The sequence below is a fragment of the Streptomyces asoensis genome (assembly GCF_016860545.1).
In the GTDB taxonomy this organism is placed as follows: Bacteria; Actinomycetota; Actinomycetes; order Streptomycetales; family Streptomycetaceae; genus Streptomyces; species Streptomyces asoensis.
The window spans coordinates 61,965-85,233 of sequence record NZ_BNEB01000002.1 but is presented as its reverse complement, the minus strand read 5'-3'; the positions used below and the strand labels follow the sequence as shown (position 1 = coordinate 85,233).

The window sequence follows — 23,269 nt, the reverse complement described above, 5'->3', positions numbered from 1 at the left end:
CGTGATGGGGTAGCTTCCCGGCCTGCGGTGTCCCCGCTCCCTCGTCCCTCCCGCGGCGTTCGGCCGTCCCGCGGGCAACGGTCCGCACGGCCGCGGACAGCCTGGAAGGAACCACCCCGTGATCGTCGTCGCCGGTGAGGCCCTGATCGACCTGGTGCCCCGGGGCACGGGCGCGCTCGCCGATCTGCGGCCGGCGCTCGGCGGCGGCCCCTTCAACACCGCCGTCGCCCTCGGCCGCCTCGGATCGGCCACCGCGTTCTGCTCCCGCACCTCACGGGACGCCTTCGGCGAGGCCCTGCTGGACCGGCTGCGCGCGTCGGGCGTCGACGTGTCCGCGGTACAGCGCGGCCCCGAGCCGACCACCCTGGCCGTCGCCACGGTCGGCGACGACGGTTCGGCCGCCTACTCCTTCTACGTGGACGGCACCGCCGACCGGCTGTTCGCGGCGCCGGGCTCGCTGCCCCCGGGCACGCGCGCGGTGTCCTTCGGCACCTGCTCGCTCGTGCTGGAGCCGGGTGCGAGCGCCTACGAGGAGCTGATGGGGGCCGCGGCGGCGCAGGGGCTGTTCACCGCGCTCGACCCGAACATCCGGGCGGGCCTGATCCCGGACGCCGACGCCTACCGGGCCCGTTTCAAGAGCTGGCTGCCCTCGGTGACGCTGCTCAAGCTGTCCGAGGAGGATGCCGAGTGGCTGGGCGGCACGCCGCGCGAGTGGCTGTCCTGCGGCCCGTCGGCCGTCGTGGTCACCCGGGGCGGGGACGGGCTGACCGCCTTCACCCGGGACGGCGCGGTCGTCCCGGTGCCGGGCGAACGGGTCGACGTCGTGGACACCATCGGGGCCGGGGACACCGTGAACGCGGCGCTGCTGCACGGTCTTGCGGTGAAGGGCGCCCTGTCCCGCGAGGGGCTCGCCGGGCTGGACACCGGGGACTGGGAGCGGCTGCTGCGGTTCGCCGCCCGTGCGGCGGCCGTCACCTGCTCGCGGGCCGGTGCGGAACCGCCGTACGCCGCCGAGCTGGAGGCGTTCCCCGACCTGAGGTGAGGGCGCCGCACCGTGTCGCACCGCGTCGCATCACGTCGCACAGGACGGAACGCCGAAGGGCGGCGTCCCGCGGGGTTCCCGCGGGGCGCCGCCCTTGTCCGTGCCGTCCGGGCCGCACGGCCCGTGTGCCTCGTCCCGTCAGGCCTTGCGGGCCCGCGTGGACTTCTTCGCGGCGGCCGCCTTCGTGCCGGCCTCTCCGGCGGTCTTGGTCGCCGTGGTCCTGGCCGGCGTCGACTTCGCCGTCGTCGACTTCGCCGCCGTCGACTTCGCCGCCGTCTTGGCGGTCGCGGTCCGGCGGGTCGTGGTCTTCGCGGCGACCGTCTTCTTCGCCGCGGTCTTCCGCAGGGCCTTCACCGGAGCGGCGTCGCTGATCCGGTCCGCGCCGAGCACCTCCCGCAGGAACTTGCCGGTGTGGCTGGTGGACACCCCGGCGACCTCCTCCGGCGTGCCCTCGGCGATGACCAGACCGCCGCCGGCGCCGCCCTCGGGGCCCATGTCGACGACCCAGTCGGCGGTCTTGATCACGTCGAGGTTGTGCTCGATGACGATGACCGTGTTGCCCTTGTCGACGAGGCCGCCGAGCACCTTCAGCAGCTTGCTGATGTCCTCGAAGTGCAGACCGGTCGTCGGCTCGTCCAGCACGTAGACCGTGCGGCCGGTGGAGCGGCGCTGGAGCTCGCTGGCGAGCTTGACCCGCTGGGCCTCGCCGCCGGACAGGGTGGTCGCGGACTGGCCGAGCCGGACGTAGCCCAGACCGACGTCCTTGAGGGTGTTGAGGTGGCGGGCGATCGCGGGGACGGCCTCGAAGAACTCCGTGGCCTCCTCGATCGGCATGTTCAGGACGTCGGCGATCGACCTGCCCTTGTAGTGGACCTCCAGGGTCTCCCGGTTGTAGCGGGCGCCGTGGCAGACCTCGCAGGGGACGTAGACGTCCGGCAGGAAGTTCATCTCGATCTTGATCGTGCCGTCGCCCGCGCAGTTCTCGCAGCGGCCGCCCTTGACGTTGAAGGAGAAGCGGCCGGGCAGATAGCCGCGGACCTTCGCCTCGGTGGTCTCCGCGAACAGCTTGCGCACGTGGTCGAAGACGCCCGTGTAGGTGGCCGGGTTGGAGCGCGGGGTGCGGCCGATGGGCGACTGGTCGACGTGCACGACCTTGTCGACGAGGTCGTCGCCGTCCACGCGCGTGTGACGGCCGGGTACGCTGCGCGCGCCGTTCAGCTCACGCGCGAGGTGCGTGTACAGGATGTCGTTGACCAGCGTCGACTTGCCCGAGCCGGAGACACCGGTGACCGCGGTGAACACGCCCAGCGGGAAGGACACGTCGATGTCCTGGAGGTTGTTCTCGCGGGCGCCGTGCACGGTGAGGCGGCGCGACGGGTCGAGCGGGCGCCGGATGTCGGGCACCGGGATCGCCTTCTTGCCGGACAGGTACTGCCCGGTCTGCGACTCGTCGTTGGCGAGGAGTTCCTTCAGACCACCGCTGTGCACGACCTTGCCGCCGTGCTCTCCGGCGCCGGGGCCGATGTCGACGATCCAGTCGGCGACCTTGATGGTGTCCTCGTCGTGCTCGACGACGATGAGCGTGTTGCCCATGTCCCGCAGCCGGACCAGGGTCTCGATCAGCCGGTGGTTGTCGCGCTGGTGCAGGCCGATGGACGGCTCGTCGAGGACGTAGAGGACGCCGACGAGGCCGGAGCCGATCTGGGTGGCCAGGCGGATGCGCTGGGCCTCGCCGCCGGAGAGCGTGCCGGCCGCGCGGTTGAGCGAGAGGTAGTCCAGACCGACGTCGACGAGGAACCGCAGTCGCTCGTTGACCTCCTTCAGGACCCGCTCGGCGATCTTCTTGTCGCGGGCGTTGAGCCGCAGTTCGCCCAGGAAGTCCGCGCAGTCGCTGATGGACATGCCGGAGACCTCGGCGATGGACTTGCCCATCACCGTGACCGCGAGGACGAGCGGCTTGAGGCGGGTGCCCTGGCAGGTGGGGCAGGGCACCTCGCGCATGTACCCCTCGAAGCGCTCCCGGCTGGCGTCGCTCTCGGCCTCGCTGTGGCGGCGCTTCACGAACGGCAGGGCGCCCTCGAAGGGCGTCGTGTAGACGCGCTCGCGGCCGTACCTGTTGCGGTAGCGGACCTCGATCTGGGTCTTGTGGCCGTGCAGCAGGGCCTTCCTGGCGCGCACCGGCAGCCCGGCGAAGGGGATGTCCGTGCGGAAGCCGAGCGCGTCGGCGAGCGCACCGATGAGGCGGCCGAAGTAGTCCTTGGTGTGGCCGTGCGACCAGGGGTGGATGGCGCCCTCGTCGAGCGACTTGTCCTCGTCCGGGACGATCAGCTCGGGGTCGACCTCCATGCGCGTGCCGATGCCCGAGCAGTCCGGACAGGCGCCGAAGGGCGAGTTGAAGGAGAAGGAGCGGGGCTCCAGCTCCTCGAAGGAGAGGTCGTCGTACGGGCAGTACAGGTGCTCCGAGTACATGCGCTCGCGCTCGGGGTCGTCCTCGGGAAGGTCGACGAAGTCGAGCACGACCATGCCTCCGGCGAGGCCGAGGGCGGTCTCCACCGAGTCGGTGAGCCGGCGCTTGGCCGACTCCTTCACCGTGAGGCGGTCGATGACCACCTCGATGGTGTGCTTCTCCTGCTTCTTCAGCGTGGGCGGGCTGGACAGCTGGACGGTCTCGCCGTCGACCCGCGCGCGGGAGTAGCCCTTGGTCTGGAGGTCGGCGAACAGGTCGACGAACTCGCCCTTGCGCTCGCGCACCAGCGGCGACAGCACCTGGAAGCGGCTGCCCTCGGGCAGCTCCAGGACCTTGTCGACGATGGCCTGCGGCGACTGGCGGCTGATCGGGCGGGCGCACTCGGGGCAGTGCGGCTTGCCGATGCGCGCGAAGAGCAGGCGCAGGTAGTCGTAGACCTCGGTGATGGTGCCGACCGTGGAGCGCGGGTTGCGCGAGGTCGACTTCTGGTCGATCGAGACCGCCGGGGAGAGGCCCTCGATGAAGTCGACGTCCGGCTTGTCCATCTGGCCGAGGAACTGGCGCGCGTACGAGGAGAGGGACTCGACGTAGCGCCGCTGGCCCTCGGCGAAGATGGTGTCGAAGGCCAGCGAGGACTTGCCCGACCCCGACAGGCCCGTGAAGACGATGAGCGAGTCGCGAGGCAGATCGAGCGAGACATTCTTGAGGTTGTGCTCGCGCGCGCCACGGACGATGAGACGGTCGGCCACGCCGGTCCGCACCTTTCTTGAGAGAAGTGACAGGGGCGAGGCCCCGTCTCTTCCAGACTAGGGGGAGCCACTGACAACGCCGGTCTGGATTCAGCCCGGATTCACCGGTTCACAACAATCCCCGGCCTTCCAGCATGCCCGACGCCGCCATCGACCATATAGCACGCGCATTCGATTTGCGGGCCTGCCGTGCCACCTTCACCCGAAGGAGTGGCGGGGCTAGGGTCAGCACCATGACTGATCACGCTCATGACCTGGAGTCTGTACGTGACGCGACCGAGCGGCTCCTCACCGCAGTCGCCGAGCTGGACGACGCGGCGGTGGGAGAACCGTCACGTCTGCCCGGCTGGAGCCGCGGCCATGTCCTGGCCCACCTCGCCCGCAACGCCGACGCCCTGGTGAACGTGCTCGAGGGCCGGCCCATGTACGCCGACGCGCAGGTCCGCGACGCCGACATCGAGCGGGACGCGCCCCGCGCCCTCGCCGCCCAGCTCGCCGACGTCCGCGAGAGCGCGGCCCGCTTCCGGGCCACGGGAGCCGCGCCCGCGGACTGGTCGCGCACGGTGGAGCTGCGCAACGGGGTCGTCGACACGGCGGCCCGTGTGCCGTTCCGGCGGTGGGCGGAGGTCGAGCTGCACGCCGTCGACCTCGGCATCGGCTACGAGCTGGAGGACCTCCCCCAGGAGTTCACCGAGCGGGAGACCGAGTTCCTCGCCGACCGGTTCACCGGGCATCCCGACGTGCCGCCGACCCGGCTGACGGACGGCACACGCGTGTGGCGCACGGGCCGTGCCGCCGACGGGTCCGCCGTGACCGTCACCGGCACGCCCGCGGACCTCCTGGGCTGGCTCGCCGGGCGCCGCGACGGCTCGGGCCTGACGGTCGACGGCGGGCCGCTGCCGGCCCTTCCGCCGCTATAGGCTGCCGTCATGACGTACAGCGGAGAGGTGACGGTCGGCGGCCCGGCGGACGTGCACGAGCTCAAGGACCTGATGATCACCAAGATCGCGGTCGGCCCGATGAACAACAACGCCTATCTGCTGCGCTGCCGGGCCACGGACGAGCAGCTGCTGATCGACGCGGCCGCCGAAGCGCACGCCCTGCTGGGCACGATCGGTGACGACGGCATCGCGTCCGTCGTCACCACCCATCAGCACGGCGACCACTGGCAGGCGCTCGCCGAGGTGGTGGCGGCCACGGGCGCCCGCACCTACGCGGGCCGCGAGGACGCCGAGGGGATCCCCGTGCCGACCGACGTCCCGGTCGACGACGGCGACGTGATCCGGGTGGGGAACGTGGAACTCACCGCCCGCCACCTGGTCGGGCACACCCCCGGCTCGATCGCCCTGGTCTACGACGACCCGCACGGCCACCCCCACGTCTTCACCGGCGACTGCCTCTTCCCGGGTGGGGTGGGCAACACCCGCAAGGATCCCGAGGCGTTCGCCCGTCTCCTGCACGACGTCGAGACGAAGATCTTCGCCGTGCTGCCGGACGAGACCTGGGTCTACCCCGGTCACGGCAACGACACCACGCTCGGCGCGGAGCGGCCGCACCTGCCGGAGTGGCACGCGCGCGGGTGGTGAGCCACCCGTGAACCCGCCCTTGCAGAGGTGCGCCTCGCGTACGCGCGCCCGGTGAGGGCGCGCGTCCACGCACGCGTGCCCCGTGTGAACCGCGTGCACGCGCCGACGCCCCGCGCGCGCTCCCCGCACGCCTGGTTGCGCGGTCAACTGGTCATGGTTCCGCGCGGGATGACGGCTCCGGCGCGGATCGGGCCGCCGGTCCACGTTCCCCGCCCTCGACCGGCGGCCCAGGGGGCGCCCGCCCCGCTGTTCACGAGAACGCAACACCCGTTCCCATCATGCGGACAATCGCCGGTGTGACCTGGACAGACAGGGGTTTCGCTGCCAGTCTCCGGCCATGCACATCGCCCCGCGTGTTCTGCGCCGCGCCCTGGCCGGCGCCACCGTAGCCCTCCTCGCGACCGCCGTCGGCTGCGCCCCGCAGCCCGAGGAGAAGGCGGCCTCCGCGCCTTCCGGCACGGGGGCGGACGCCGCTTCCGGCGCGAACGTCTGCGCCAAGGGCAAGCTCGCCACCGCGACCACCGGCAAGCTGACCGTCGCCACCGACGAGCCCGCGTACGAGCCGTGGTTCAAGGACGGCAAGCCGTCCAACGGCAAGGGCTTCGAGTCGGCGGTGGCGTACGCCGTGGCGGAGCAACTCGGTTACGACCGCAGCGCCGTGGTGTGGCAGAGCGTGCCGTTCAACAAGGCCTTCGCGCCCGGTGCGAAGACCTTCGACTTCGACATCAACCAGGTGTCGATCAGCGACGAGCGCAAGAAGGCCGTGGACTTCTCGTCCGGCTACTACGACGTGCGTCAGGCCGTCATCGCCCTCAAGGGCACCAAGGCGGCGAAGGCGAAGAGCGTCGCGGACCTCAAGGGGCTCAAGCTCGGCGCGCAGGTCGGCACCACCAGCCTGGACTACATCGACGACGTGGTGAAGCCGACCGGGCAGCCGGCCGTCTACGCCAAGAACGACCAGGCCAAGTCGGCGCTGAAGAACGGCCAGGTCGACGCCATCGTCACCGACCTGCCGACCGCCTTCTACATCACGGCGGCCGAGGTCACCGACGCCGAGATCGTCGGCCAGTTCGAGAACCAGGGCGGTACGCCCGAGCAGTTCGGCCTGGTGCTCGACAAGGGCAGCACGCTCACCTCCTGCGTGAGCGCCGCCGTGGACGCGCTCCGCGCCGACGGCACCCTGGCGAAGATCGAGCAGCAGTGGCTCTCCGACGCCGTAGACGCCCCGGTCCTCAAGTGACCGTCACGAAGGGGGAGTCCGGCCGGGAGGGCACGGACGGCGAGGGCGACCCGCGCGGGGGCGGCGAGGACGCCCCCGCGGACGGCTACGTCCCCTCGCGGCGCCGGCGGGAGCGCGAGCGCTACAAGCGCGCGCGTGCCCGTCGCGCCACGGCCGTCGCCGCGCTGTCCACCCTGGTCACCGGCGCCGTCCTCTACCTGGTCGTCGTCGGCGCGCCGGGCTGGCCGCGCACCAAGGAGACCTTCTTCGACGGGCAGTACGCGCGCGAGGCGCTCCCGAAGGTCCTCGAAGGGCTCTGGCTGAACGTCAGGCTGCTGCTGGTCTGCGGCGCCGCGGTGCTGGTCCTCGGCATGCTCATCGCCGTGGCCCGCACCCTGCGCGGGCCCGTGTTCTTCCCGCTGCGGGTGCTGGCCGCGGCGTACACGGACTTCTTCCGCGGTCTGCCGCTGATCATCAATCTGATGATCGTCGTGCTCGGCGTCCCGGCGCTGCGGCTCCAGGGCGTGACCGTCGACCCGGTGCTGCTGGGCGGCACCGCGCTGACGCTGACGTACTCGGCGTACGTCGCCGAGGTGTTCCGCGCCGGCATCGAGTCCGTGCACCCCTCGCAGCGCGCCGCGGCCCGCTCCCTGGGGCTGAGCAACCGCCAGGCACTGCGCTTCGTGGTGCTCCCCCAGGCCGTGCGCCGCCAGGTGCCCCCGCTGCTCAACGATCTGGTGTCGCTCCAGAAGGACACAGGTCTCGTCTCGATCGGCGGCGCGATCGACGCCGTACGCGCGGCCGACATCATCGTCGGGCGCAGCCTGAACTACACGCCGTACATCGTCGCGGGACTGGTCTTCGTGGCCCTGACCATCCCGATGACCCGCTTCACCGACTGGGTGACGGCCCGGATGGACCGTCAGCGGGCCCAGGGAGGAACGACATGAGCGACGACGCCCCGACAAAGCCGGAGCCGGTGCTGCGGATGGAGGCCGTCCGCAAGACCTTCGGCGGCTCCGTCGTCCTGCGGGACGTCGACCTGGAGGTCGCCCCGCACACGGTGACGGCGCTGATCGGCGCCTCCGGCTCCGGCAAGTCCACGCTGCTGCGCTGCGCCAACCTGCTGGAGGACATCGACGACGGCGCGATCTGGCTGGACGGCGAGGAGATCACCGACCCGCGGGCCGACCAGGACGCGGTGCGGCGCCGGATCGGCGTGGTCTTCCAGGCGTACAACCTCTTCCCGCACATGACCGTGCTGGAGAACATCACGCTGGCCCCGCGCCGCGTGCACGGGGTGCCCCGGGCGCGGGCCGAGGAACACGCCAGGGAGCTCCTGGAGCGGCTCGGGCTGGCCGGCAAGGCCGACGAGTACCCCGACCGGCTCAGCGGCGGCCAGCAGCAGCGGGTGGCCATCGTGCGGGCCCTCGCCGTACGTCCCCGGCTGCTGCTCCTCGACGAGGTCACGGCCGCCCTCGACCCGGAACTGGTCGGCGAGGTCCTGAACGTCGTGCGGGACCTGAAGGCCGACGGCATGACCATGGTGCTCGCCACCCATGAGATGGGCTTCGCGCGCGAGGTCGCCGACCAGGTCTGTTTCCTGGACGGGGGCGTCGTGCTGGAGCGCGGCCCCGCCGAGCGGCTGTTCGGCGATCCGCAGCAGGAGCGGACCCGGCAGTTCCTGCGGCGGATCGTGGAGGCGGGCCGCCTCTAGGAAGCGCGGTGCGCGGTCCGGCGCCGCGGGCCGGTGCTCACGCGTCGGCCTTTCCGGCCCCGGCCAGCGCGGCGACCCGCTCGACGCCGAACACATAGCCCTGCACCCCGCAGCCCGCGATGACGCCGTCGGCGCGCAGCGACACGTACGAGTGGTGCCGGAAGGACTCGCGCCGGTGGATGTTGGAGATGTGGACCTCCAGCACCGGCAGGCCGTCGCAGGCGTTGAGCGCGTCGAGGATCGCCACCGACGTGTGCGAGTAGGCGCCGGGGTTGATCACGATGCCGCAGTGGTCCAGCCGTGCCTCGTGGATCCAGTCGACCAACTGGCCCTCGTGGTTGGACTGGCGGAAGTCCACGGTGCCGCCGTGCGCGGCCGCCGCCTTCACGCACAGCGCCTCGACGTCGGCGAGCGTGTCGGCACCGTAGATCTCCGGCTGGCGCTGCCCCAGGAGGTTCAGGTTGGGCCCGTTGAGGATCATGATCGGGGCGTTGGCCAGGCTGCGGGGCACGGTTCCTCCGGTCCGTAGGGGGCGGTCCGTCGGGGGCCGCCGCTCACCCCGGTCTATCACGGTGCGACCGCGGGGCAGCGGGCACCGGGGGCCGTCGCGCCCCCGGACCGCGCGCCGCGCCCCCGCACGCCCCGTAACCCGTGATCACGACGGGTGGTTGACGCGGCATGCACGACGTACGCACCGTGAGGGCGCCCTCCATGCCACGGCTCGCGGCCGCCTCGCTCGCCGGGACCGCCATCGAGTTCTACGACTTCTTCGTCTACGGCACCGCGGCCGCGCTGGTCCTCGGGCCGCTGTTCTTCCCGACGTTCTCACCACTGGCGGGGACCCTCGCCGCGTTCGCCACCTTCGGCGTGGGATTCGTCGCGCGGCCCCTGGGGGCGGTGCTGTTCGGGCACGTCGGCGACCGGCGCGGGCGGCGGCCGGTCCTCGTGGTCTCCCTGCTGCTGACCGGCGCCTCCACGGTCGCGGTCGGCTGCGTACCGGCCTACGACAGGATCGGGGTGGCCGCTCCCCTGCTGCTGCTCGTCCTGCGCTTCCTCCAGGGGCTGGGGCTCGGCGGCGAGTGGGGCGGCGCGGTGCTGCTGACGGCGGAACACGCGCCCGAGGGCCGGCGCGCCCTGTGGTCGAGCTTCCCGCAGGTCGGGCCCGCGGTGGGGTTCCTGCTGGCCAACGGGGTGGTGCTGGTCCTGTCGGTGTCGCTCACCGAGGCGCAGTTCACGCAGTGGGGGTGGCGGGTGCCGTTCTGGGCGGCCGGGGCACTGGCCGTCCTGGGACTGTGGCTGCGGTCGTCGCTGCCCGAGAGCCCCCGGTTCCTGGAGATCGGCGAGCACGCGCGCGTACCGCTCGTGGAGGTCGTGCGCGACCACTGGCGGCTCGTCCTGCTGACCGCCGGCGCGCTCGCCGTCGGGTACGCGGTCTTCTACGCCGTGACGACCTGGTCGCTGGCCTATGCGACCGAACGGCTGGGCGTGAGCCGGACGGTGGTGCTGGCCTGCATCATGGGCGCCGTGACGGTGAAGGGCGCGCTGACACCGGTGATGGCGGTGCTGGGCGACCGCTACGGTCGGCGGCCGCTGTGCCTCGTGGGGTGCGCGGCGGCCGCGCTGTGGATGTTCCCGCTGGTCGCGCTGCTGTCGACCGGTGAGCCGCTGCCGATGTTCCTCGGTCTCCTGGGGGCGCTGCTCGCCTTCGTGACGATGTTCGCGGTGATCGCGGCCTATCTGCCCGAGCTGTACGCGCCACGCGTGCGCTGCACCGGTGCGGCGGTCGGCTACAACCTCGGCGGTGTCCTCGGGGGTGCGCTGACGCCGGTCGTGGCGACCGCCCTCGCGGAGCAGCCGGGGCGGGTCCCGTGGGGGGTGGGCGCGTATCTGACGGGGATCGCGCTGCTCAGCCTCGGCTGCTTCGCGCTGCTGCCGGAGACCCGCCCGGTGCCGGTGGCCGCCGTGCAGCCGGCTACGGATTGATCGCCAGTTCCAGATAGGCCGCGAACAGCACCAGGTGGACGCCGCCCTGCAACGGCGTGGCCCGTCCCGGGACCACGGTGAGCGAGCTGACCACGACGGTCAGCGCGAGCAGCACCATGTAGGTGGATCCGAGTCCGAGGACGAGCGGGCCGGAGAGCCAGAGGGAGGCCAGGGCGACCGCGGGGATGGTCAGCCCGATGCTGGCCATGGCGGAGCCGAGCGCGAGGTTGAGGCTGGTCTGCACCCGGTCGCGGCGGGCGGAGCGCAGGGCGGCGATGGTCTCGGGGAGCAGGACGAGCAGGGCGATGATCACCCCCACCACCGCCTGGTGGAGTCCGGCGGCCTCCACCGCGGACTCGATCGTGGGCGAGACGCCCTTGGCGAGGCCCACCACCCCGATCAGGGCCGTGCCGAGCAGCCCCAGGCTGATCAGGGCGGTCCGGGCGGTGGGGGCGCCCGCGTGGTCGTCGGCGGTGATGACGTCTCCCTGCCGGGTGACCGGCAGGAAGTAGTCGCGGTGCCGGACCGTCTGGGTCGTCACGAACAGGCCGTACAGGACCAGCGAGGACAGGGCGGCGAAGGTGAGCTGGACGGTGGAGAACTCCGGGCCCGGTTTGCTGGTGGTGAAGGTCGGCAGGACCAGGCTGAGCGTGGCCAGGGTCGCGACGGTCGCCAGGGCCGCGCCGGTGCCCTCGGGGTTGAAGATCGCCGTGCCGTGACGCAGCGAGGCGACCAGGAGGCACAGGCCGACGATGCCGTTGCAGGTGATCATCACGGCCGCGAAGACCGTGTCCCTGGCCAGCGTCGCGCTCTTGTCACCGCCGTCCGCCATCAGGGTGACGATCAGGGCGACTTCGATGATCGTCACGGCGACCGCGAGGACGAGGGAACCGAAGGGTTCACCGACCCGGTGGGCGACGACCTCCGCGTGGTGCACGGCGGCCAGGACCGCTCCGGCGAGGACCAGGGTCACCACCGCCACGACCGCGCCGGGCAGATCGCGTCCCCACGTCAGGACCAGCAGGACGACCGCGAGCGCCGGTACGAGAGTGGTCCAGCGGGCCGTGACCGAACCGAGCCGAGCGATCATGCTGCGATCGTCGCAGAGCCGTAGGGGCTTCGCATTCCGGCCGCGGTGGCAGCGGCGGCCGGAGCGGGAGCGCCGGAACCGTGTGAGGTGCTCTCACGGCTCCGGCGGATCGTACGGTCGACGCACAGCCGGTGCGGTCAACGCCGTCAACGCCGTCAGCGCCATCCGCGCCGTCCGCGCGCGGGCGTCGTCAGCTGAACTCGGTCGTGTCCTGGACGTCGCAGTCGGTGAAGGCCGGGGGGCTGGTGCAGAGCGCGGCCATCCGTTCCGCGAACTTTCCCGTCTCGGGGTCGGCGCTGTTGCGCATGGCCTCCTCGTGGGAGTCGAACTCGACGATCACCAGGTAGCGATTCGGCCGGCTCCGGTCCTGGAGGACCAGGCGACGCCTGGGGCCGTCGGTCCGGCCGGTGATGCTCCGCTCCCCCTCCTCGGCCAGCGCCCTCAACTCGTCGATGCGGTCGGTCTCGAAGTCGATGATCTGGACGAACCTCTGCGATGTGCCCATGGTGCCTCCACCCGGATCCCGGTGTCCCCGCACGGGGACCCCCGGTACCCGACGAAGCACCGGGGGCGGTGCCCGGCAATGCGCCGCGCACCGCCGCCCGGGGTGGTTGTTGCCACGTACTGCGTGGTCAGGCCCCGATGCTGTCCTTCGGAGCGCTTTCGCTCCCGGTCCGCGCCGCCTCGGCCGCCGCCTGCTTCCGGGAGGCGCGCAGGCTGGTGATCGTGGTGACGATCAGGACGGAGCAGATGACCCCGAGCGAGACCGGGATGCTGATCTCGGGCACGTGGACCCCGGACTCGTGCAGCGCGTGCAGCACCAGCTTCACCCCGATGAAGCCGAGGATGATCGACAGGCCGTAGCTGAGGTGGACCAGCTTCCTCAGCAGTCCGCCGATGAGGAAGTACAGCTGCCGCAGACCCATCAGGGCGAAGGCGTTGGCCGTGAAGACGATGTACGGGTCCTGGGTCAGGCCGAAGATCGCCGGGATCGAGTCGAGGGCGAAGAGCACGTCGGTGGTGCCGATCGCGAGCATCACGACCAGCATCGGGGTCATGATCCGCTTGCCGTTCTGCTCGATCCACAGCTTCGTGCCGTGGTAGCGGTCGGCGACGCCGAAGCGCTTCTCGACGGCCTTGAGCAGCTTGTTCTCCTCGAACTCCTCGTCCTCCTCGTCGGCACGGGCCTCCTGGATGAGCTTCCAGGCGGTCCAGATGAGGAAGGCGCCGAAGAGGTAGAACACCCAGGCGAAGCTGGCGAGGATCGCGGCGCCCGCGGCGATGAAGATCGCCCGCAGGACCAGGGCTATGAGGACTCCTACGAGCAGGACCCGCTGCTGGTACTGCGACGGGACCGCGAACTTCGCCATGATCAGTACGAAGACGAAGAGGTTGTCGACGCTGAGCGACTTCTCGGTGATGAAGCCCGCGAAGAACTCGCCGGCCGGTTCACCGCCGCCGAAGACGAGCAGCCCGACACCGAAGAGACCGGCGAGGGCGATCCAGACGACGGTCCAGATCCCCGCTTCCTTGATCGACACGTCGTGCGGTTTGCGGCCGATGAAGAAGTCGACCGCGATGAGGGCGGCAAGGCCCACGATGGTCAGGACCCATAGGGCCAGGGAAACATCCACTGCGCCTCCGGCAGTACGTAACGGCAGGTGATCAGCGTCGTTGCGCTGCCGGAGGTCTCTTCCACCCGGAACCGGGCCGGCGCCCCGGGACCTCGTTCGGTCCGTATTGACGGGAACGCCGCAGCGGGAGTACTCCCCTCCGTGAGGAAAACAGTACCCCAACCACCAAGAAAAGGTAAAGCGATTGGTAAAAGAAAGTACAAGTACGCTGGTCAGAGGCCTTTACTAGTACTTGGCGCGAGCCTGCGCCACCTGGGTCAGCACCTGCTGGAGCACCTGGCTGCCGGGCGGCACGAGGCTCGGCTCGTACGTCCAGGCGTGGCCCACCCACGGATCGGCGAGGTGGTCGTCGGGCACCGGCGTCAGCCGCAGCAGCCCGCGCCACAGCGGATCCAGCAACGGACCGTAACCGCCGGCGTCCTCCCGGTCGGCGACCATCATCAGGTGCACGCCCACACCGGGGCCCTCGTCCGCGAGGTAGCGCAGCTGGTTCACGGCACGGTCGTCGAAACCGTGCGGGAAGTCGTTGACCACCAGCAGCTGGTGCGCCGTGTCGAAGCCCGGCGGCAGCGAGTCGGTCATCCCGCCGCGCACCGCCATCTGCACCAGGTCGACGCGCTCGGTGAGCCGCCCCAGGACCTGCGCGACCCCTGCCGCGCCGGCCGCGGGCGGCGCCGCGAGCACCCCGCTGCGCACCAGCGGTTCGAGCTGGCGGGCACCGGATCCGGCCGGGTCGATGACGTGCACGGTGAACTCGTCGGCCGGGTGCACCGCGAGCAGCCGGGCCATGTGCGCCACGGCCGACTCCATCGCGAGCCGCCGCAGGTCGTGGGAGTCGGCGAACGCCCCCTCGGACGAGCCCACCCGCCCGCTGTCGATCCACAGGCCGCGTTCCAGCGGAAGCCTGACCAGCATCGGGATGCTGAGCGGGTCGCTCTCGGGAAGACGCAGGTCGCCCAGCCGCACCGCCATGGGCATCTCCATCGGGACGCGATAGGCGTGCCAGACGGGATTGTCCCAGCGCGCGTACGCCGCGGGCAGCGCCGGTTCCACCACGTCGGCCTCGGCGCCGAGCTGGACGAGGTCCCGGTCCAGCGCCTCCCTGGCCTGGTCGACGAGCTGGAGGTGTCTGGCCTGGGCCGCCTCGCGGGCGGCGTCCCCCTGACCGCCCATCCTGCTGCGCGGGTCGGACAGGACCTGGTCCAGCTCCTTCTCCATGCGCGTCTCGGCGAAGTCGACGGCGCTGCGGTACGCGGCCGTGGTGCGGGCCAGGTCCTCGAACATGCCCCAGACCTGGTTGTAGAGGCGTTCCTCCATGGACCAGCCGGTCGCGTCACCCGCGACGGGCGTGGCGGGCTGCCCGGGCCGGGCCGGGGGCGCGGTGGGCGGAGGGGGCGGCGGTGCGCCGGTGCCGCGGCGCGGGTGGCTGTAGTCGATCGGGCCGCCCGCACCCGGCGGCGTCGGCGCCGACGGGGTGCCGGGGGAAGTGGGCTGGGGGGCGGGGTCCGCCGGGGCGGCGCCGGCCGGGTAGCCCGCGCCCTGGGTGCCCTGCGGGTTCTGGGCCGGGCCGTAGGGGCCCGCGCCCTGAGGGTTCTGCGTGCTGTACGGCGAGGCGCCCTGGTCGGGGCCGAGGGTGGACGCGGCCGCCTGCCGGGAGCGGTCGCCGTCGGCGGTGCGCGGCGGCGGGGCCGGCACCGAACGGGCCAGCCCCTGCACCACGGCGTCGTTGATGCCCGCCGCGAGCTGGTGCGCCTGCGACAGGCCCTGGTCGGCGAGGAGTTCGGCGAGGCCGCCCGCATAGCCCTGGCCGACGGCGCGCACCTTCCAGGCGCCCTGGCGACGGTACAGCTCCAGCGCGACGACGGCCGACTCCGCGTCCAGACCGGTGATCGTGTACGTGGCGACCTCGGTGCCGTCGAGGCCGGTGACCGCGACGAAGGGGGCCGCGACCGAGCCGAACGAGGCCGGCCCGCCGACGCCCGTGGGCAGGGCGAGCAGGACGCTGACCCGGTGCACGGACGCCGACACGGCGTCCAGGTCCACCGCCAGACGGTGGTCGGCGGCCGCCTGCCGGGAGACCTCCAGGCCCGGCAGGGTGGGCACGCCCGGATGGGCGACCCACTCCACACCGGGGACCCGGCCGCTCTCGTCGCCGAGCGTGGCGGCCGCCGTGACCGGCCTGCCGGCCGAGACCCGGATCTCGAGGCGGACCTGGGAGAGCGGGTGGTTCTGTCCCCGCACCAGCTCGGCCGTCATCGCCTGTCGTCCCCCTGCGTCGCGTCCGGTGTTGTGGTGTGCCGCTCTGCGCCCTACAGCGCGGGCAGGATCGCGGGCATCAGGTCCTGGAAGGTACGGCCGTTGGCCGGCGTGCCGAGGGCCGTCATGTTCCAGCCCCCGCCGACGCGGTGCACCTTCGCCATGATCTGGGCCGTGTAGGCGCCGCCGCCCGCCAGGGTGTAGCGCGCGAGCTCCTGGCCGTTGGTCTCGTCGACCAGGCGGCAGAACGCGTTCTGCACCTCCTGGAAGGTCTGGCCGGTGAAGGAGTTCACGGTGAAGACGATCTGGTCGATGTGGACCGGCACGCGCGCGAGGTCGACGAGGATCGCCTCGTCGTCGCCGCCCTGGCCGACACCACCGACGAGGTTGTCACCGGTGTGCCGGACGGAGCCGTCGTCGCTCACCAGGTGACGGAAGAAGACGACGTCCACCGGCTGCTTGTCGGCGAACAGGACGGCGGAGGCGTCGAGGTCGATCTCGCGGGTCCGGGAGCCGAACAGGCCGCGCCGCGGGGCCGCCTGCCAGCCGAGACCCATGCGCACCGCGGTCAGGCTGCCCCCGTCGTTCTTCTGCAGACTGATGGCCTGACCCTTGGTCATATTGACGGTCACGCGCTGATTCCCCTCTTCGACTGTCCCCTGTTGCCGCGAGCCCGCGGTTGACGGAAACCCTACGCAAAGGCACTGACAGTGCCGTACCCAGGCCCGCACTTTGTGTCGGTCTTGCAACACAGCACGTGCGGGGCCGGGCACATCGGCCGCACGGGTCCGTCAGGCCAGACCCGCCTCCCTCATCTGCCGCAGTTCCTTCTTCATCTCCGAGACCTCGTCGCGGATCCGGGCGGCGACCTCGAACTGCAGGTCCGCGGCGGCGGCCCGCATGCGCTCCGTCATCTCCTCGATCTGCTCGGCGAGTTCGGCCGCGGGACGGTCCGTGGGCACCGTCTCCCCGGTCTTGCCCCTGGCCGCCTTGGTCTTGGCGCCCTTGGCCGCCTTGTCGCCCAGGGAGGGCACGGGGGCCTTGGTCCCCCGTCCGTCCTTCTTCGCGCGGTAGCCGGTGCCGAGCAGCTGCTCGGTGTCGACCTCCTCGCGGGCGATCTGCGCGACGATGTCGTTGATCTTCTTGCGGAGCGGCTGCGGGTCGATGCCGTGGGCCGTGTTGTAGGCGACCTGCTTCTCCCGGCGGCGGTTGGTCTCGTCGATCGCCCGCTCCATGCCCGGGGTGATCTTGTCGGCGTACATGTGGACCTGGCCGGAGACGTTGCGCGCCGCGCGGCCGATGGTCTGGATCAGCGAGGTGCCGGAGCGCAGGAAGCCCTCCTTGTCGGCGTCGAGGATCGCCACGAGGGAGACCTCGGGCAGGTCGAGGCCCTCGCGCAGGAGGTTGATGCCGACCAGGACGTCGAACTCGCCGGCGCGCAGCTCGCGCAGCAGCTCGATACGGCGCAGCGTGTCCACGTCGCTGTGCAGGTAGCGCACCTGGATGCCGAGCTCCAGGAAGTAGTCCGTGAGGTCCTCGGCCATCTTCTTGGTGAGGGTGGTGACCAGGACGCGCTCGTCCTTCTCCACGCGCGTGCGGATCTCGTGCACCAGGTCGTCGATCTGGCCCTCGGTGGGCTTGACGACGACCTCCGGGTCGATCAGGCCGGTGGGACGGATGATCTGCTCGACGACGCCGTCGCCGCGCGAGAGCTCGTACTTGCCGGGGGTCGCCGACAGGTAGACGGTCTGGCCGATGCGCTCCTGGAACTCCTCCCACTTCAGCGGCCGGTTGTCGAGCGCCGAGGGCAGCCGGAAACCGTGGTCGACGAGGGTGCGCTTGCGGGAGGCGTCGCCCTCGTACATGGCACCGATCTGCGGGACGGTGACGTGGGACTCGTCGATCACCAGCAGGAAGTCGTCGGGGAAGTAGTCGAGCAGGGTGTTCGGCGGGGAGCCGGGCAGGCGCCCGTCGAAGTGCATCGAGTAGTTCTCGACGCCGGAGCAGGAGCCGATCTGGCGGAGCATCTCCAGGTCGTACGTGGTCCGCATGCGCAGGCGCTGGGCCTCCAGGAGCTTGCCCTGCTTCTCCAGTTCGGCCAGCCGCTCGCCGAGTTCCTTCTCGATGTCGTTGGCGGCGCGCTCCAGGCGCTCCGGTCCGGCCACGTAGTGGGTCGCCGGGAAGATGTACAGCTGCTCGTCGTCGCTGATGATCTCGCCGGTGAGCGGGTGCAGCGTGGACAGGGCCTCGATCTCGTCGCCGAACATCTCGATGCGGACGGCGAGCTCCTCGTAGACCGGGAAGATCTCGATGGTGTCGCCGCGCACCCGGAAGGTGCCGCGGGTGAACGCCAGGTCGTTGCGGGTGTACTGGATGTCGACGAAGCGGCGCAGCAGCTCGTCGCGGTCGAGCTCGTCGCCGACGCGGAGCGGGACCATCCGGTCCACGTACTCCTGCGGGGTGCCCAGGCCGTAGATGCAGGAGACCGAGGCGACCACGACGACGTCGCGGCGGGTGAGCAGGGAGTTGGTCGCGGAGTGCCGCAGGCGCTCGACCTCCTCGTTGATCGAGGAGTCCTTCTCGATGTAGGTGTCCGACTGCGGGACGTACGCCTCGGGCTGGTAGTAGTCGTAGTACGAGACGAAGTATTCGACCGCGTTGTTCGGCAGCAGTTCGCGGAACTCGTTCGCCAGCTGGGCGGCCAGGGTCTTGTTCGGCGCCATGACCAGGGTGGGGCGCTGGAGTTTCTCGATCATCCACGCGGTCGTGGCGGACTTTCCGGTGCCGGTCGCGCCGAGCAGGACGACGTCCTTCTCACCTGCCTCGACGCGCTTGGCCAGCTCGGCGATGGCCGCCGGCTGGTCGCCGCTGGGCTGGTAGGGACTGACGACCTCGAAGGGCGCCACCGTGCGTTCGATGTGGGAAACGGGCCGCATGCCATCCACCGTACGACCCCCCACTGACAACGGGGTCCGGTCGGCGGATGCCGACGGCCGGCGCGGGGAGCACCGGTGCCGGGATCAGCGGTTCTGCGGGGCCCGCGACCCGCCGTGCGTCACCTGCCGGCGGTCGCGGAGGCCGGGCCTGCGCGACGGGCGCCGCGCGGGGGTGTGCGCGGGGACGCCGGGCTTGTGCTCGGCGGGGGTCCGGTCCGGCCCGCCCGCGACCATGAGCGGGTCGAACACGACGACGGCGCCCGCGAGGCAGAGGAAGGCGAGGGGGCCGACAAGCATGGGGGCGAGGAGGGCGGCGGGGGAATCGCCCGCGGTCGGCTCGCCCGCGTGGAGGTGGACGCTCAGGGCCGCCATGCCGGTGTAGTGCATGCCGGTCACGGCCAGCCCCATGACCAGGCTGGCGCCCACGCTCCACAGGAAGCCCCTGACCTGCCCGGCGGCCCACAGGGCGGCGGTGGCGGCGGCCATGGCGATGGCGACGGAGGCGGCGACGGTCAGGGTGTTGTACTCGAAGGTCCCGCTGAAGTGCATCCCCGCCATGCCCAGGTAGTGCATGGACGCGATGCCCAGGCCGGTGATGGTGCCGCCGGTGAAGACCGCGGTCCCGGTCGCGCCGCGGTAGCCGACGATGAAGATCCCCACGCCCACCATGACGATGGCCACACCGAGGCTCGCGTAGGTCATCGGCTTGTCGTAGTGGATCGGGGCGCCGTCGACGGTGAAGCCGATCATCGCGATGAAGTGCATGGTCCAGATGCCGGAGCCGATCGCCGCCGAGCCCAGGGCGAGCCACCCCGGGCGCCAGGACTGGGCGACGAGCAGGGCTCTGGTGGTGCAGCGCAGTCCGAGGGCACCGCCGAGACAGGCCATGAGATAGGCCACCACCGGTGTGACGAGTCCGTAGCTGAAACCGTCGACCGTGCCGTGCATGCGCGGTTGCCCTTCGCCCTGTTGGTGGATGTCCCTGTGATGCGCCCCTCCCCAGGACCGCGGCGCGCGGTCAAGGCTGAGAGAGAGTATGACCCCCACCGGAATGGTCGAACGATTTTCCGGCAAAGAAACACGCCCCGGCCGCACATGTGCGGCACCGGTGAACGGCCTCGGGCGTCCCCGGGCCGTCGGACGCTCCTCCGCCGTCGACCCGCTGCTGTCACTGTGGTGCTGTATGTGATGGCCTGACGCGAGGAGTACGCATGCACGCACGCGTAGTTGCCGTTGTCGCCACGACCACCGCGGTGCTCGGCACCGTCGCCCTCCTGCTCCCCGGTCCCGACGCGCGCGCGGGCAGCGCCCTGCGGCCGTCCGTGGTCGCCCACCGGGGCGCCTCCGCCCGCGCCCCCGAGAACACCCTGGAAGCCGTCGACGCCGCGGCCGCGCTGGGCGTCTCCTGGGTCGAGAACGACGTCCAGCGCACCAGCGACGGCGTACTGGTGGTGATCCACGACGAGAGCCTCCGGCGGACGACGGACGCCGAGGAGGTCTTTCCCGGGCGCGCTCCCTGGAAGGTCCGGGACTTCACCGCGGCCGAGATCGCCCGCCTCGACGCGGGGAGCTGGTTCGGCGCCGCGTACGCCGGGGCGCGCGTGCCGACGCTGGAGGAGTACCTCGACCGGGTCGAGCGACACCACCAGAAGCTGCTCCTGGAGGTGAAGAACCCCGAGCTGTATCCGGGGATCGAGCGGGAGACCCTCAAGCTGCTGGGCAACGAGGGCTGGCTGGACCGGCGGCACCTCGCGAACCGGCTGATCGTGCAGAGTTTCAGCGCCGACAGCCTGCGGACCGTCCACGACCTGGAACCGGCCGTGAGGACCGGTCTGCTCGGCATGCCGGCCCTCGCCGACCTGCCCCGCTTCGCACAGTTCGCCGACCTGGTCAATCCCTCGCACACCTCCCTGTCGTCGTCGTACGTCTCCGCCGTGCACGCCCTGACCGGACCGCACGGCACGACGGTGAAGGTGTTCACCTGGACCGTCGACGACGCGGCGACCGCCCGGGCCGTCGCCGGGTACGGCGTGGACGGCGTGATCACCGACGAGCCCGACCTGGTGCGGCACGCCCTGTACGGATACTGACGTCCGGCGCGCTCCCGGGGCGCCGGTGCGGGAGGGACCGGGCCGGCGGCCCGGGGGCGTTGTCGGTGGCGGGCCGTACCGTGGGCGCATGGACAGCCATGGGCACAACGAGCAGCGGGTCGTATGGGCCGTCGTCGGCACCGACATCGGCCCCCTGCTGCTGGCCGCGACGGACGGGGGCCTGCTCAACGTCGTGTTCCACGCCACCGAGCCGGTGCGCGACCAGGCGCTCGCCCGGTTGTCGGCCCGGCTGGGCACGGAGCCCGTCGAGGCGCCCGGCTCCCCGTTGCTCGCCGAGGCGATACGGCAGGTGGAGGAGTACTTCCGCGGCACGCGGCGCGACTTCGACCTGCCGCTGGACTGGTCGCTGATCTCCGGCTTCAACCGGCAGGTGCTGCGCGAGCTCGCCTCCGGTGTCCCGTTCGGGGCGGTCGTCGGTTACGGCGATCTCGCGAAGCGGGTGGGGCAGCCGTCGGCGGCTCAGGCGGTGGGGACGGCGATGGGCGCCAACCCGCTGCCAGTCGTCGTGCCCTGCCACCGGGTCGTCGAGAGCAACGGCCGTATCGGCGGCTTCGGGGGCGGCTTGGAGACCAAGCGGCAGCTGCTCGCGCTGGAAGGCGTACTACCCGAGCCGCTGTTCTGAGGGGGAGACTGCGCCGGTGACCAGATCTTGCGGCCGCCGGTCCCCCGGTGCGACGGTCAGGCGCGGGCCGTGACCGCCGCCGGGCGCGTCCGCTCGGCGCCCGTCGACGCCGCTTCCCTGCCCGCCCTGCGCCGCCGTACGACCGCGGTGCTCGTCGCGAGCCAGATCCTGGGCGGCCTCGGGGTCGCCACCGGCATCGCGCTGGCCGCCGTACTGGCCCGGCAGGTCAGCGGCACCGAGGCGCTGTCCGGGCTCGCGCCCACCGCGACCGTCGCCGGGACCGCCGTGCTGTCGATGCCGATGGCCGCGGTGATGAACGCGCGCGGGCGCCGGCCGGGCCTGGTGCTGGCCTATCTCGTGGGCGCCCTGGGCGCCGGTGTCGTCGTGGTGGCGGCCCGCGCCGGGAACTTCCCGCTGCTGCTGTGCGGCATGGCCCTGTTCGGCGCCGCCTCCTCGGCGAACCTCCAGGCGCGGTTCGCCGCCGCCGACCTGGCCGAACCGGACGGGCGGGCCCGGGCCCTGGCGAACGTGGTGTGGGCGACCACCGTCGGAGCGGTGCTGGGCCCGAACATCGCCGCTCCGGCCGGCCGCAGCGTCGCCGGACTCGGGATCCCTGCGGCGGCCGGCCCGTTCCTGTGGGCGGCCGCGATCTTCGTCGTCGCGGCCGTCGTGGTGGCCGTGCTGCTGCGGCCCGACCCGCTGCTGACGGCCCGCGCGCTCGCCCCCGAGGAGGACCGGTCGCCGCAGGCCCGTTCCCTGCGCGCCGGTCTGGCCGCGATCGCCGCCTCGCCCCGCGCGCGGCTCGCGCTGGTGACGGTGGCCGTGTCGCACACGACGATGGTGTCGGTCATGTCGATGACCCCGCTCGACCTCGCCCACCACGGCGCGGGCATCGATCTGATCGGGCTCGTCATCAGCGGGCACATCGCCGGCATGTACGCGTTCGCCCCGTTGATGGGCCGGCTGGCGGACCGGGTGGGGCGGCTCTCGGTGGCGGGGCTCGCGGCCGGGCTCCTCGCGCTGGCGCTGTTCCTGGCGGGGACGGCGGGCGGCAGCCACGGACGGACCGCCCTCGGCCTGTTCGTGCTGGGCCTGGGCTGGTCGGCCGGGCTCGTCTCGGGTTCCGCGCTGCTCACGGACTCGGTGCCGCAGTCGGCGCGGGCCGCCGCCCAGGGGCTCTGCGACCTCACCATGAACACCTCGGCGGGGGTCGGCGGGGCGATCGCCGGGCTCGTGGTCGCCGGGGCGGGCTATGCCTGGCTCAACGCCGCCGCGGCCGGTCTGCTCGTCCCGCTGGCCGCCCTGGTCCTGCTCACCCGGCACCGCGACGGGGCCGGGGACGGCGCCGCAGCCACCACGGACGGCCCCGCGGGGGTACGTCAGTCGTAGTGCCGGGCCTCGACGACGTTGCCGTCCGGGTCGCGGAAGTAGAAGCTGCGCTCGGCCTCGCCCCTGGCTCCGAAGGAACCGTGGGTGATCTCCGAGACGGGGACGGCGCGTTCCTCCAGCCGGGCGCGCAGCGCGTCGAAGTCGCCCCGTGGCAGGGCGAGGCAGACGTGGTTCACGGGATGCCCGGCGCTCTCGACGGCCCCGGGGAGCATCGTCATCCGCGGCGCCATCGCCGACGGCATGAGGTCGAGGAGCGCCTCGTCGTTGACGCGCACCGACAAGAACGGTTCCTCGCCGGCCTCGAACTCGCGGAGCCTGACCGGCTCCAGACCGACGGCCTTCGCGTAGAAGTCGGCGGCGGCCACCGGGTCGCGCACCCAGAGGACGACGTGGTCCAGACGTGTCGTGTGGTCCGTCATACCTCCAAGGCTGGTGTCCTGCCCCACAGGAGGCAAGGGTTTGACCGGG

General features: G+C 71.9%; 20 protein-coding genes. 10 read left to right on the top strand and 10 right to left on the bottom strand.

The genetic code is table 11. The features are described 5' to 3' along the window. Nucleotides 1-118: 118 nt before the first annotated feature. The gene (locus tag Saso_RS03505; protein WP_189916595.1) at nucleotides 119-1,042 is read left to right on the top strand and encodes a carbohydrate kinase family protein; all 924 of its coding nucleotides are present in this window, start codon (nucleotides 119-121) and stop codon (nucleotides 1,040-1,042) included. A 138-nt stretch (nucleotides 1,043-1,180) separates the two neighbouring features. Here the strand turns inward: Saso_RS03505 and uvrA are convergent, their stop codons facing one another. Next, nucleotides 1,181-4,258: an excinuclease ABC subunit UvrA gene (gene uvrA, locus Saso_RS03500; RefSeq protein ID WP_189916597.1), complete on the bottom strand. Its 3,078-nt coding sequence runs from the start codon at nucleotides 4,256-4,258 to the stop codon at nucleotides 1,181-1,183. A 233-nt stretch (nucleotides 4,259-4,491) separates the two neighbouring features. On the opposite strand from uvrA, the gene Saso_RS03495 reads away from it, so the two are divergent. The 5 genes from Saso_RS03495 (at nucleotide 4,492) to Saso_RS03475 (ending at nucleotide 8,780) form a co-directional block, all read left to right on the top strand. Further along, nucleotides 4,492-5,178, top strand: coding sequence for a maleylpyruvate isomerase family mycothiol-dependent enzyme (locus Saso_RS03495; RefSeq protein ID WP_189916599.1), 687 nt, complete (start codon nucleotides 4,492-4,494; stop codon nucleotides 5,176-5,178). Nucleotides 5,179-5,187: 9 nt separating this feature from the next. Further along, nucleotides 5,188-5,844, top strand: coding sequence for an MBL fold metallo-hydrolase (locus Saso_RS03490; protein WP_189916601.1), 657 nt, complete (start codon nucleotides 5,188-5,190; stop codon nucleotides 5,842-5,844). Between the two features lie 337 nt (nucleotides 5,845-6,181). After that, nucleotides 6,182-7,084, top strand: a complete 903-nt coding sequence (locus tag Saso_RS03485; protein ID WP_189916603.1) for an ABC transporter substrate-binding protein — start codon at nucleotides 6,182-6,184, stop codon at nucleotides 7,082-7,084. Next, entirely contained in the window at nucleotides 7,081-8,013 is a 933-nt protein-coding gene (locus Saso_RS03480; RefSeq protein ID WP_189916605.1) for an amino acid ABC transporter permease, read from the top strand. Before Saso_RS03485 ends, Saso_RS03480 begins: the two co-directional genes overlap by 4 nt. Continuing rightward, nucleotides 8,010-8,780, top strand: a complete 771-nt coding sequence (locus Saso_RS03475; protein WP_307822190.1) for an amino acid ABC transporter ATP-binding protein — start codon at nucleotides 8,010-8,012, stop codon at nucleotides 8,778-8,780. Before Saso_RS03480 ends, Saso_RS03475 begins: the two co-directional genes overlap by 4 nt. 37 nt (nucleotides 8,781-8,817) lie before the next feature. On the opposite strand, the gene aroQ is transcribed toward Saso_RS03475, so the two are convergent. After that, a complete protein-coding gene (aroQ, locus tag Saso_RS03470; RefSeq protein WP_189916607.1) occupies nucleotides 8,818-9,291 on the bottom strand; it encodes a type II 3-dehydroquinate dehydratase in 474 nt (157 codons plus the stop codon). A gap of 167 nt (nucleotides 9,292-9,458) precedes the next feature. Between aroQ and Saso_RS03465 the strand changes: the two genes are divergently transcribed. Continuing rightward, nucleotides 9,459-10,763: an MFS transporter gene (locus tag Saso_RS03465; protein WP_230426615.1), complete on the top strand. Its 1,305-nt coding sequence runs from the start codon at nucleotides 9,459-9,461 to the stop codon at nucleotides 10,761-10,763. On the opposite strand, the gene Saso_RS03460 is transcribed toward Saso_RS03465, so the two are convergent. The 7 genes from Saso_RS03460 to Saso_RS03430 form a co-directional block, all read right to left on the bottom strand. After that, nucleotides 10,753-11,853 (bottom strand): calcium:cation antiporter, encoded by a 1,101-nt coding sequence (locus Saso_RS03460; protein ID WP_189916611.1) that lies wholly within the window; start codon nucleotides 11,851-11,853, stop codon nucleotides 10,753-10,755. The two genes, Saso_RS03465 and Saso_RS03460, sit on opposite strands and share 11 nt — an antisense overlap. A 190-nt stretch (nucleotides 11,854-12,043) precedes the next feature. After that, nucleotides 12,044-12,358, bottom strand: a complete 315-nt coding sequence (locus Saso_RS03455) for a hypothetical protein (RefSeq protein ID WP_189916613.1) — start codon at nucleotides 12,356-12,358, stop codon at nucleotides 12,044-12,046. A gap of 127 nt (nucleotides 12,359-12,485) precedes the next feature. Then, nucleotides 12,486-13,487, bottom strand: a complete 1,002-nt coding sequence (locus Saso_RS03450) for a TerC/Alx family metal homeostasis membrane protein (protein ID WP_189916615.1) — start codon at nucleotides 13,485-13,487, stop codon at nucleotides 12,486-12,488. Nucleotides 13,488-13,712: 225 nt separating this feature from the next. Continuing rightward, the gene (locus tag Saso_RS03445; protein WP_189916617.1) at nucleotides 13,713-15,743 is read right to left on the bottom strand and encodes a TerD family protein; all 2,031 of its coding nucleotides are present in this window, start codon (nucleotides 15,741-15,743) and stop codon (nucleotides 13,713-13,715) included. 53 nt (nucleotides 15,744-15,796) lie between these two features. Continuing rightward, nucleotides 15,797-16,375 (bottom strand): TerD family protein, encoded by a 579-nt coding sequence (locus Saso_RS03440; protein ID WP_057580284.1) that lies wholly within the window; start codon nucleotides 16,373-16,375, stop codon nucleotides 15,797-15,799. Between the two features lie 159 nt (nucleotides 16,376-16,534). Then, nucleotides 16,535-18,679 (bottom strand): excinuclease ABC subunit UvrB, encoded by a 2,145-nt coding sequence (gene uvrB, locus Saso_RS03435; RefSeq protein WP_189916619.1) that lies wholly within the window; start codon nucleotides 18,677-18,679, stop codon nucleotides 16,535-16,537. Nucleotides 18,680-18,763: 84 nt separating this feature from the next. Next, nucleotides 18,764-19,627: an MHYT domain-containing protein gene (locus Saso_RS03430; protein WP_189916620.1), complete on the bottom strand. Its 864-nt coding sequence runs from the start codon at nucleotides 19,625-19,627 to the stop codon at nucleotides 18,764-18,766. Between the two features lie 263 nt (nucleotides 19,628-19,890). On the opposite strand from Saso_RS03430, the gene Saso_RS03425 reads away from it, so the two are divergent. The 3 genes from Saso_RS03425 (at nucleotide 19,891) to Saso_RS03415 (ending at nucleotide 22,801) form a co-directional block, all read left to right on the top strand. Continuing rightward, nucleotides 19,891-20,769 carry a glycerophosphodiester phosphodiesterase gene (locus tag Saso_RS03425; protein WP_189916622.1) on the top strand — a complete coding sequence of 293 codons (879 nt, stop codon included), beginning with the start codon at nucleotides 19,891-19,893 and terminating at the stop codon, nucleotides 20,767-20,769. A gap of 88 nt (nucleotides 20,770-20,857) precedes the next feature. Then, nucleotides 20,858-21,412: a methylated-DNA--[protein]-cysteine S-methyltransferase gene (locus Saso_RS03420; protein WP_189916624.1), complete on the top strand. Its 555-nt coding sequence runs from the start codon at nucleotides 20,858-20,860 to the stop codon at nucleotides 21,410-21,412. Between the two features lie 69 nt (nucleotides 21,413-21,481). Next, complete coding sequence (locus Saso_RS03415; protein WP_189916626.1) at nucleotides 21,482-22,801, top strand: MFS transporter; 1,320 nt, start codon at nucleotides 21,482-21,484, stop codon at nucleotides 22,799-22,801. On the opposite strand, the gene Saso_RS03410 is transcribed toward Saso_RS03415, so the two are convergent. Beyond that, nucleotides 22,792-23,220, bottom strand: a complete 429-nt coding sequence (locus tag Saso_RS03410; protein WP_189916628.1) for a VOC family protein — start codon at nucleotides 23,218-23,220, stop codon at nucleotides 22,792-22,794. The genes Saso_RS03415 and Saso_RS03410 overlap by 10 nt on opposite strands. Between the last annotated feature and the right edge of the window lie 49 nt (nucleotides 23,221-23,269).

Bases quoted from the DNA above. Each gene is read 5' to 3' on its own strand.
- Saso_RS03495 (WP_189916599.1), top strand. From the start codon at position 4,492: ATGACTGATCACGCTCATGACCTGGAGTCTGTACGTGACGCGACCGAG.
- Saso_RS03490 (WP_189916601.1), top strand. From the start codon at position 5,188: ATGACGTACAGCGGAGAGGTGACGGTCGGCGGCCCGGCGGACGTGCAC.
- Saso_RS03485 (WP_189916603.1), top strand. From the start codon at position 6,182: ATGCACATCGCCCCGCGTGTTCTGCGCCGCGCCCTGGCCGGCGCCACC.
- Saso_RS03475 (WP_307822190.1), top strand. From the start codon at position 8,010: ATGAGCGACGACGCCCCGACAAAGCCGGAGCCGGTGCTGCGGATGGAG.
- Saso_RS03465 (WP_230426615.1), top strand. From the start codon at position 9,459: ATGCACGACGTACGCACCGTGAGGGCGCCCTCCATGCCACGGCTCGCG.
- Saso_RS03460 (WP_189916611.1), bottom strand. From the start codon at position 11,853: ATGATCGCTCGGCTCGGTTCGGTCACGGCCCGCTGGACCACTCTCGTA.
- Saso_RS03455 (WP_189916613.1), bottom strand. From the start codon at position 12,358: ATGGGCACATCGCAGAGGTTCGTCCAGATCATCGACTTCGAGACCGAC.
- Saso_RS03445 (WP_189916617.1), bottom strand. From the start codon at position 15,743: ATGACGGCCGAGCTGGTGCGGGGACAGAACCACCCGCTCTCCCAGGTC.
- uvrB (WP_189916619.1), bottom strand. From the start codon at position 18,679: ATGCGGCCCGTTTCCCACATCGAACGCACGGTGGCGCCCTTCGAGGTC.
- Saso_RS03430 (WP_189916620.1), bottom strand. From the start codon at position 19,627: ATGCACGGCACGGTCGACGGTTTCAGCTACGGACTCGTCACACCGGTG.
- Saso_RS03425 (WP_189916622.1), top strand. From the start codon at position 19,891: ATGCACGCACGCGTAGTTGCCGTTGTCGCCACGACCACCGCGGTGCTC.
- Saso_RS03420 (WP_189916624.1), top strand. From the start codon at position 20,858: ATGGACAGCCATGGGCACAACGAGCAGCGGGTCGTATGGGCCGTCGTC.
- Saso_RS03410 (WP_189916628.1), bottom strand. From the start codon at position 23,220: ATGACGGACCACACGACACGTCTGGACCACGTCGTCCTCTGGGTGCGC.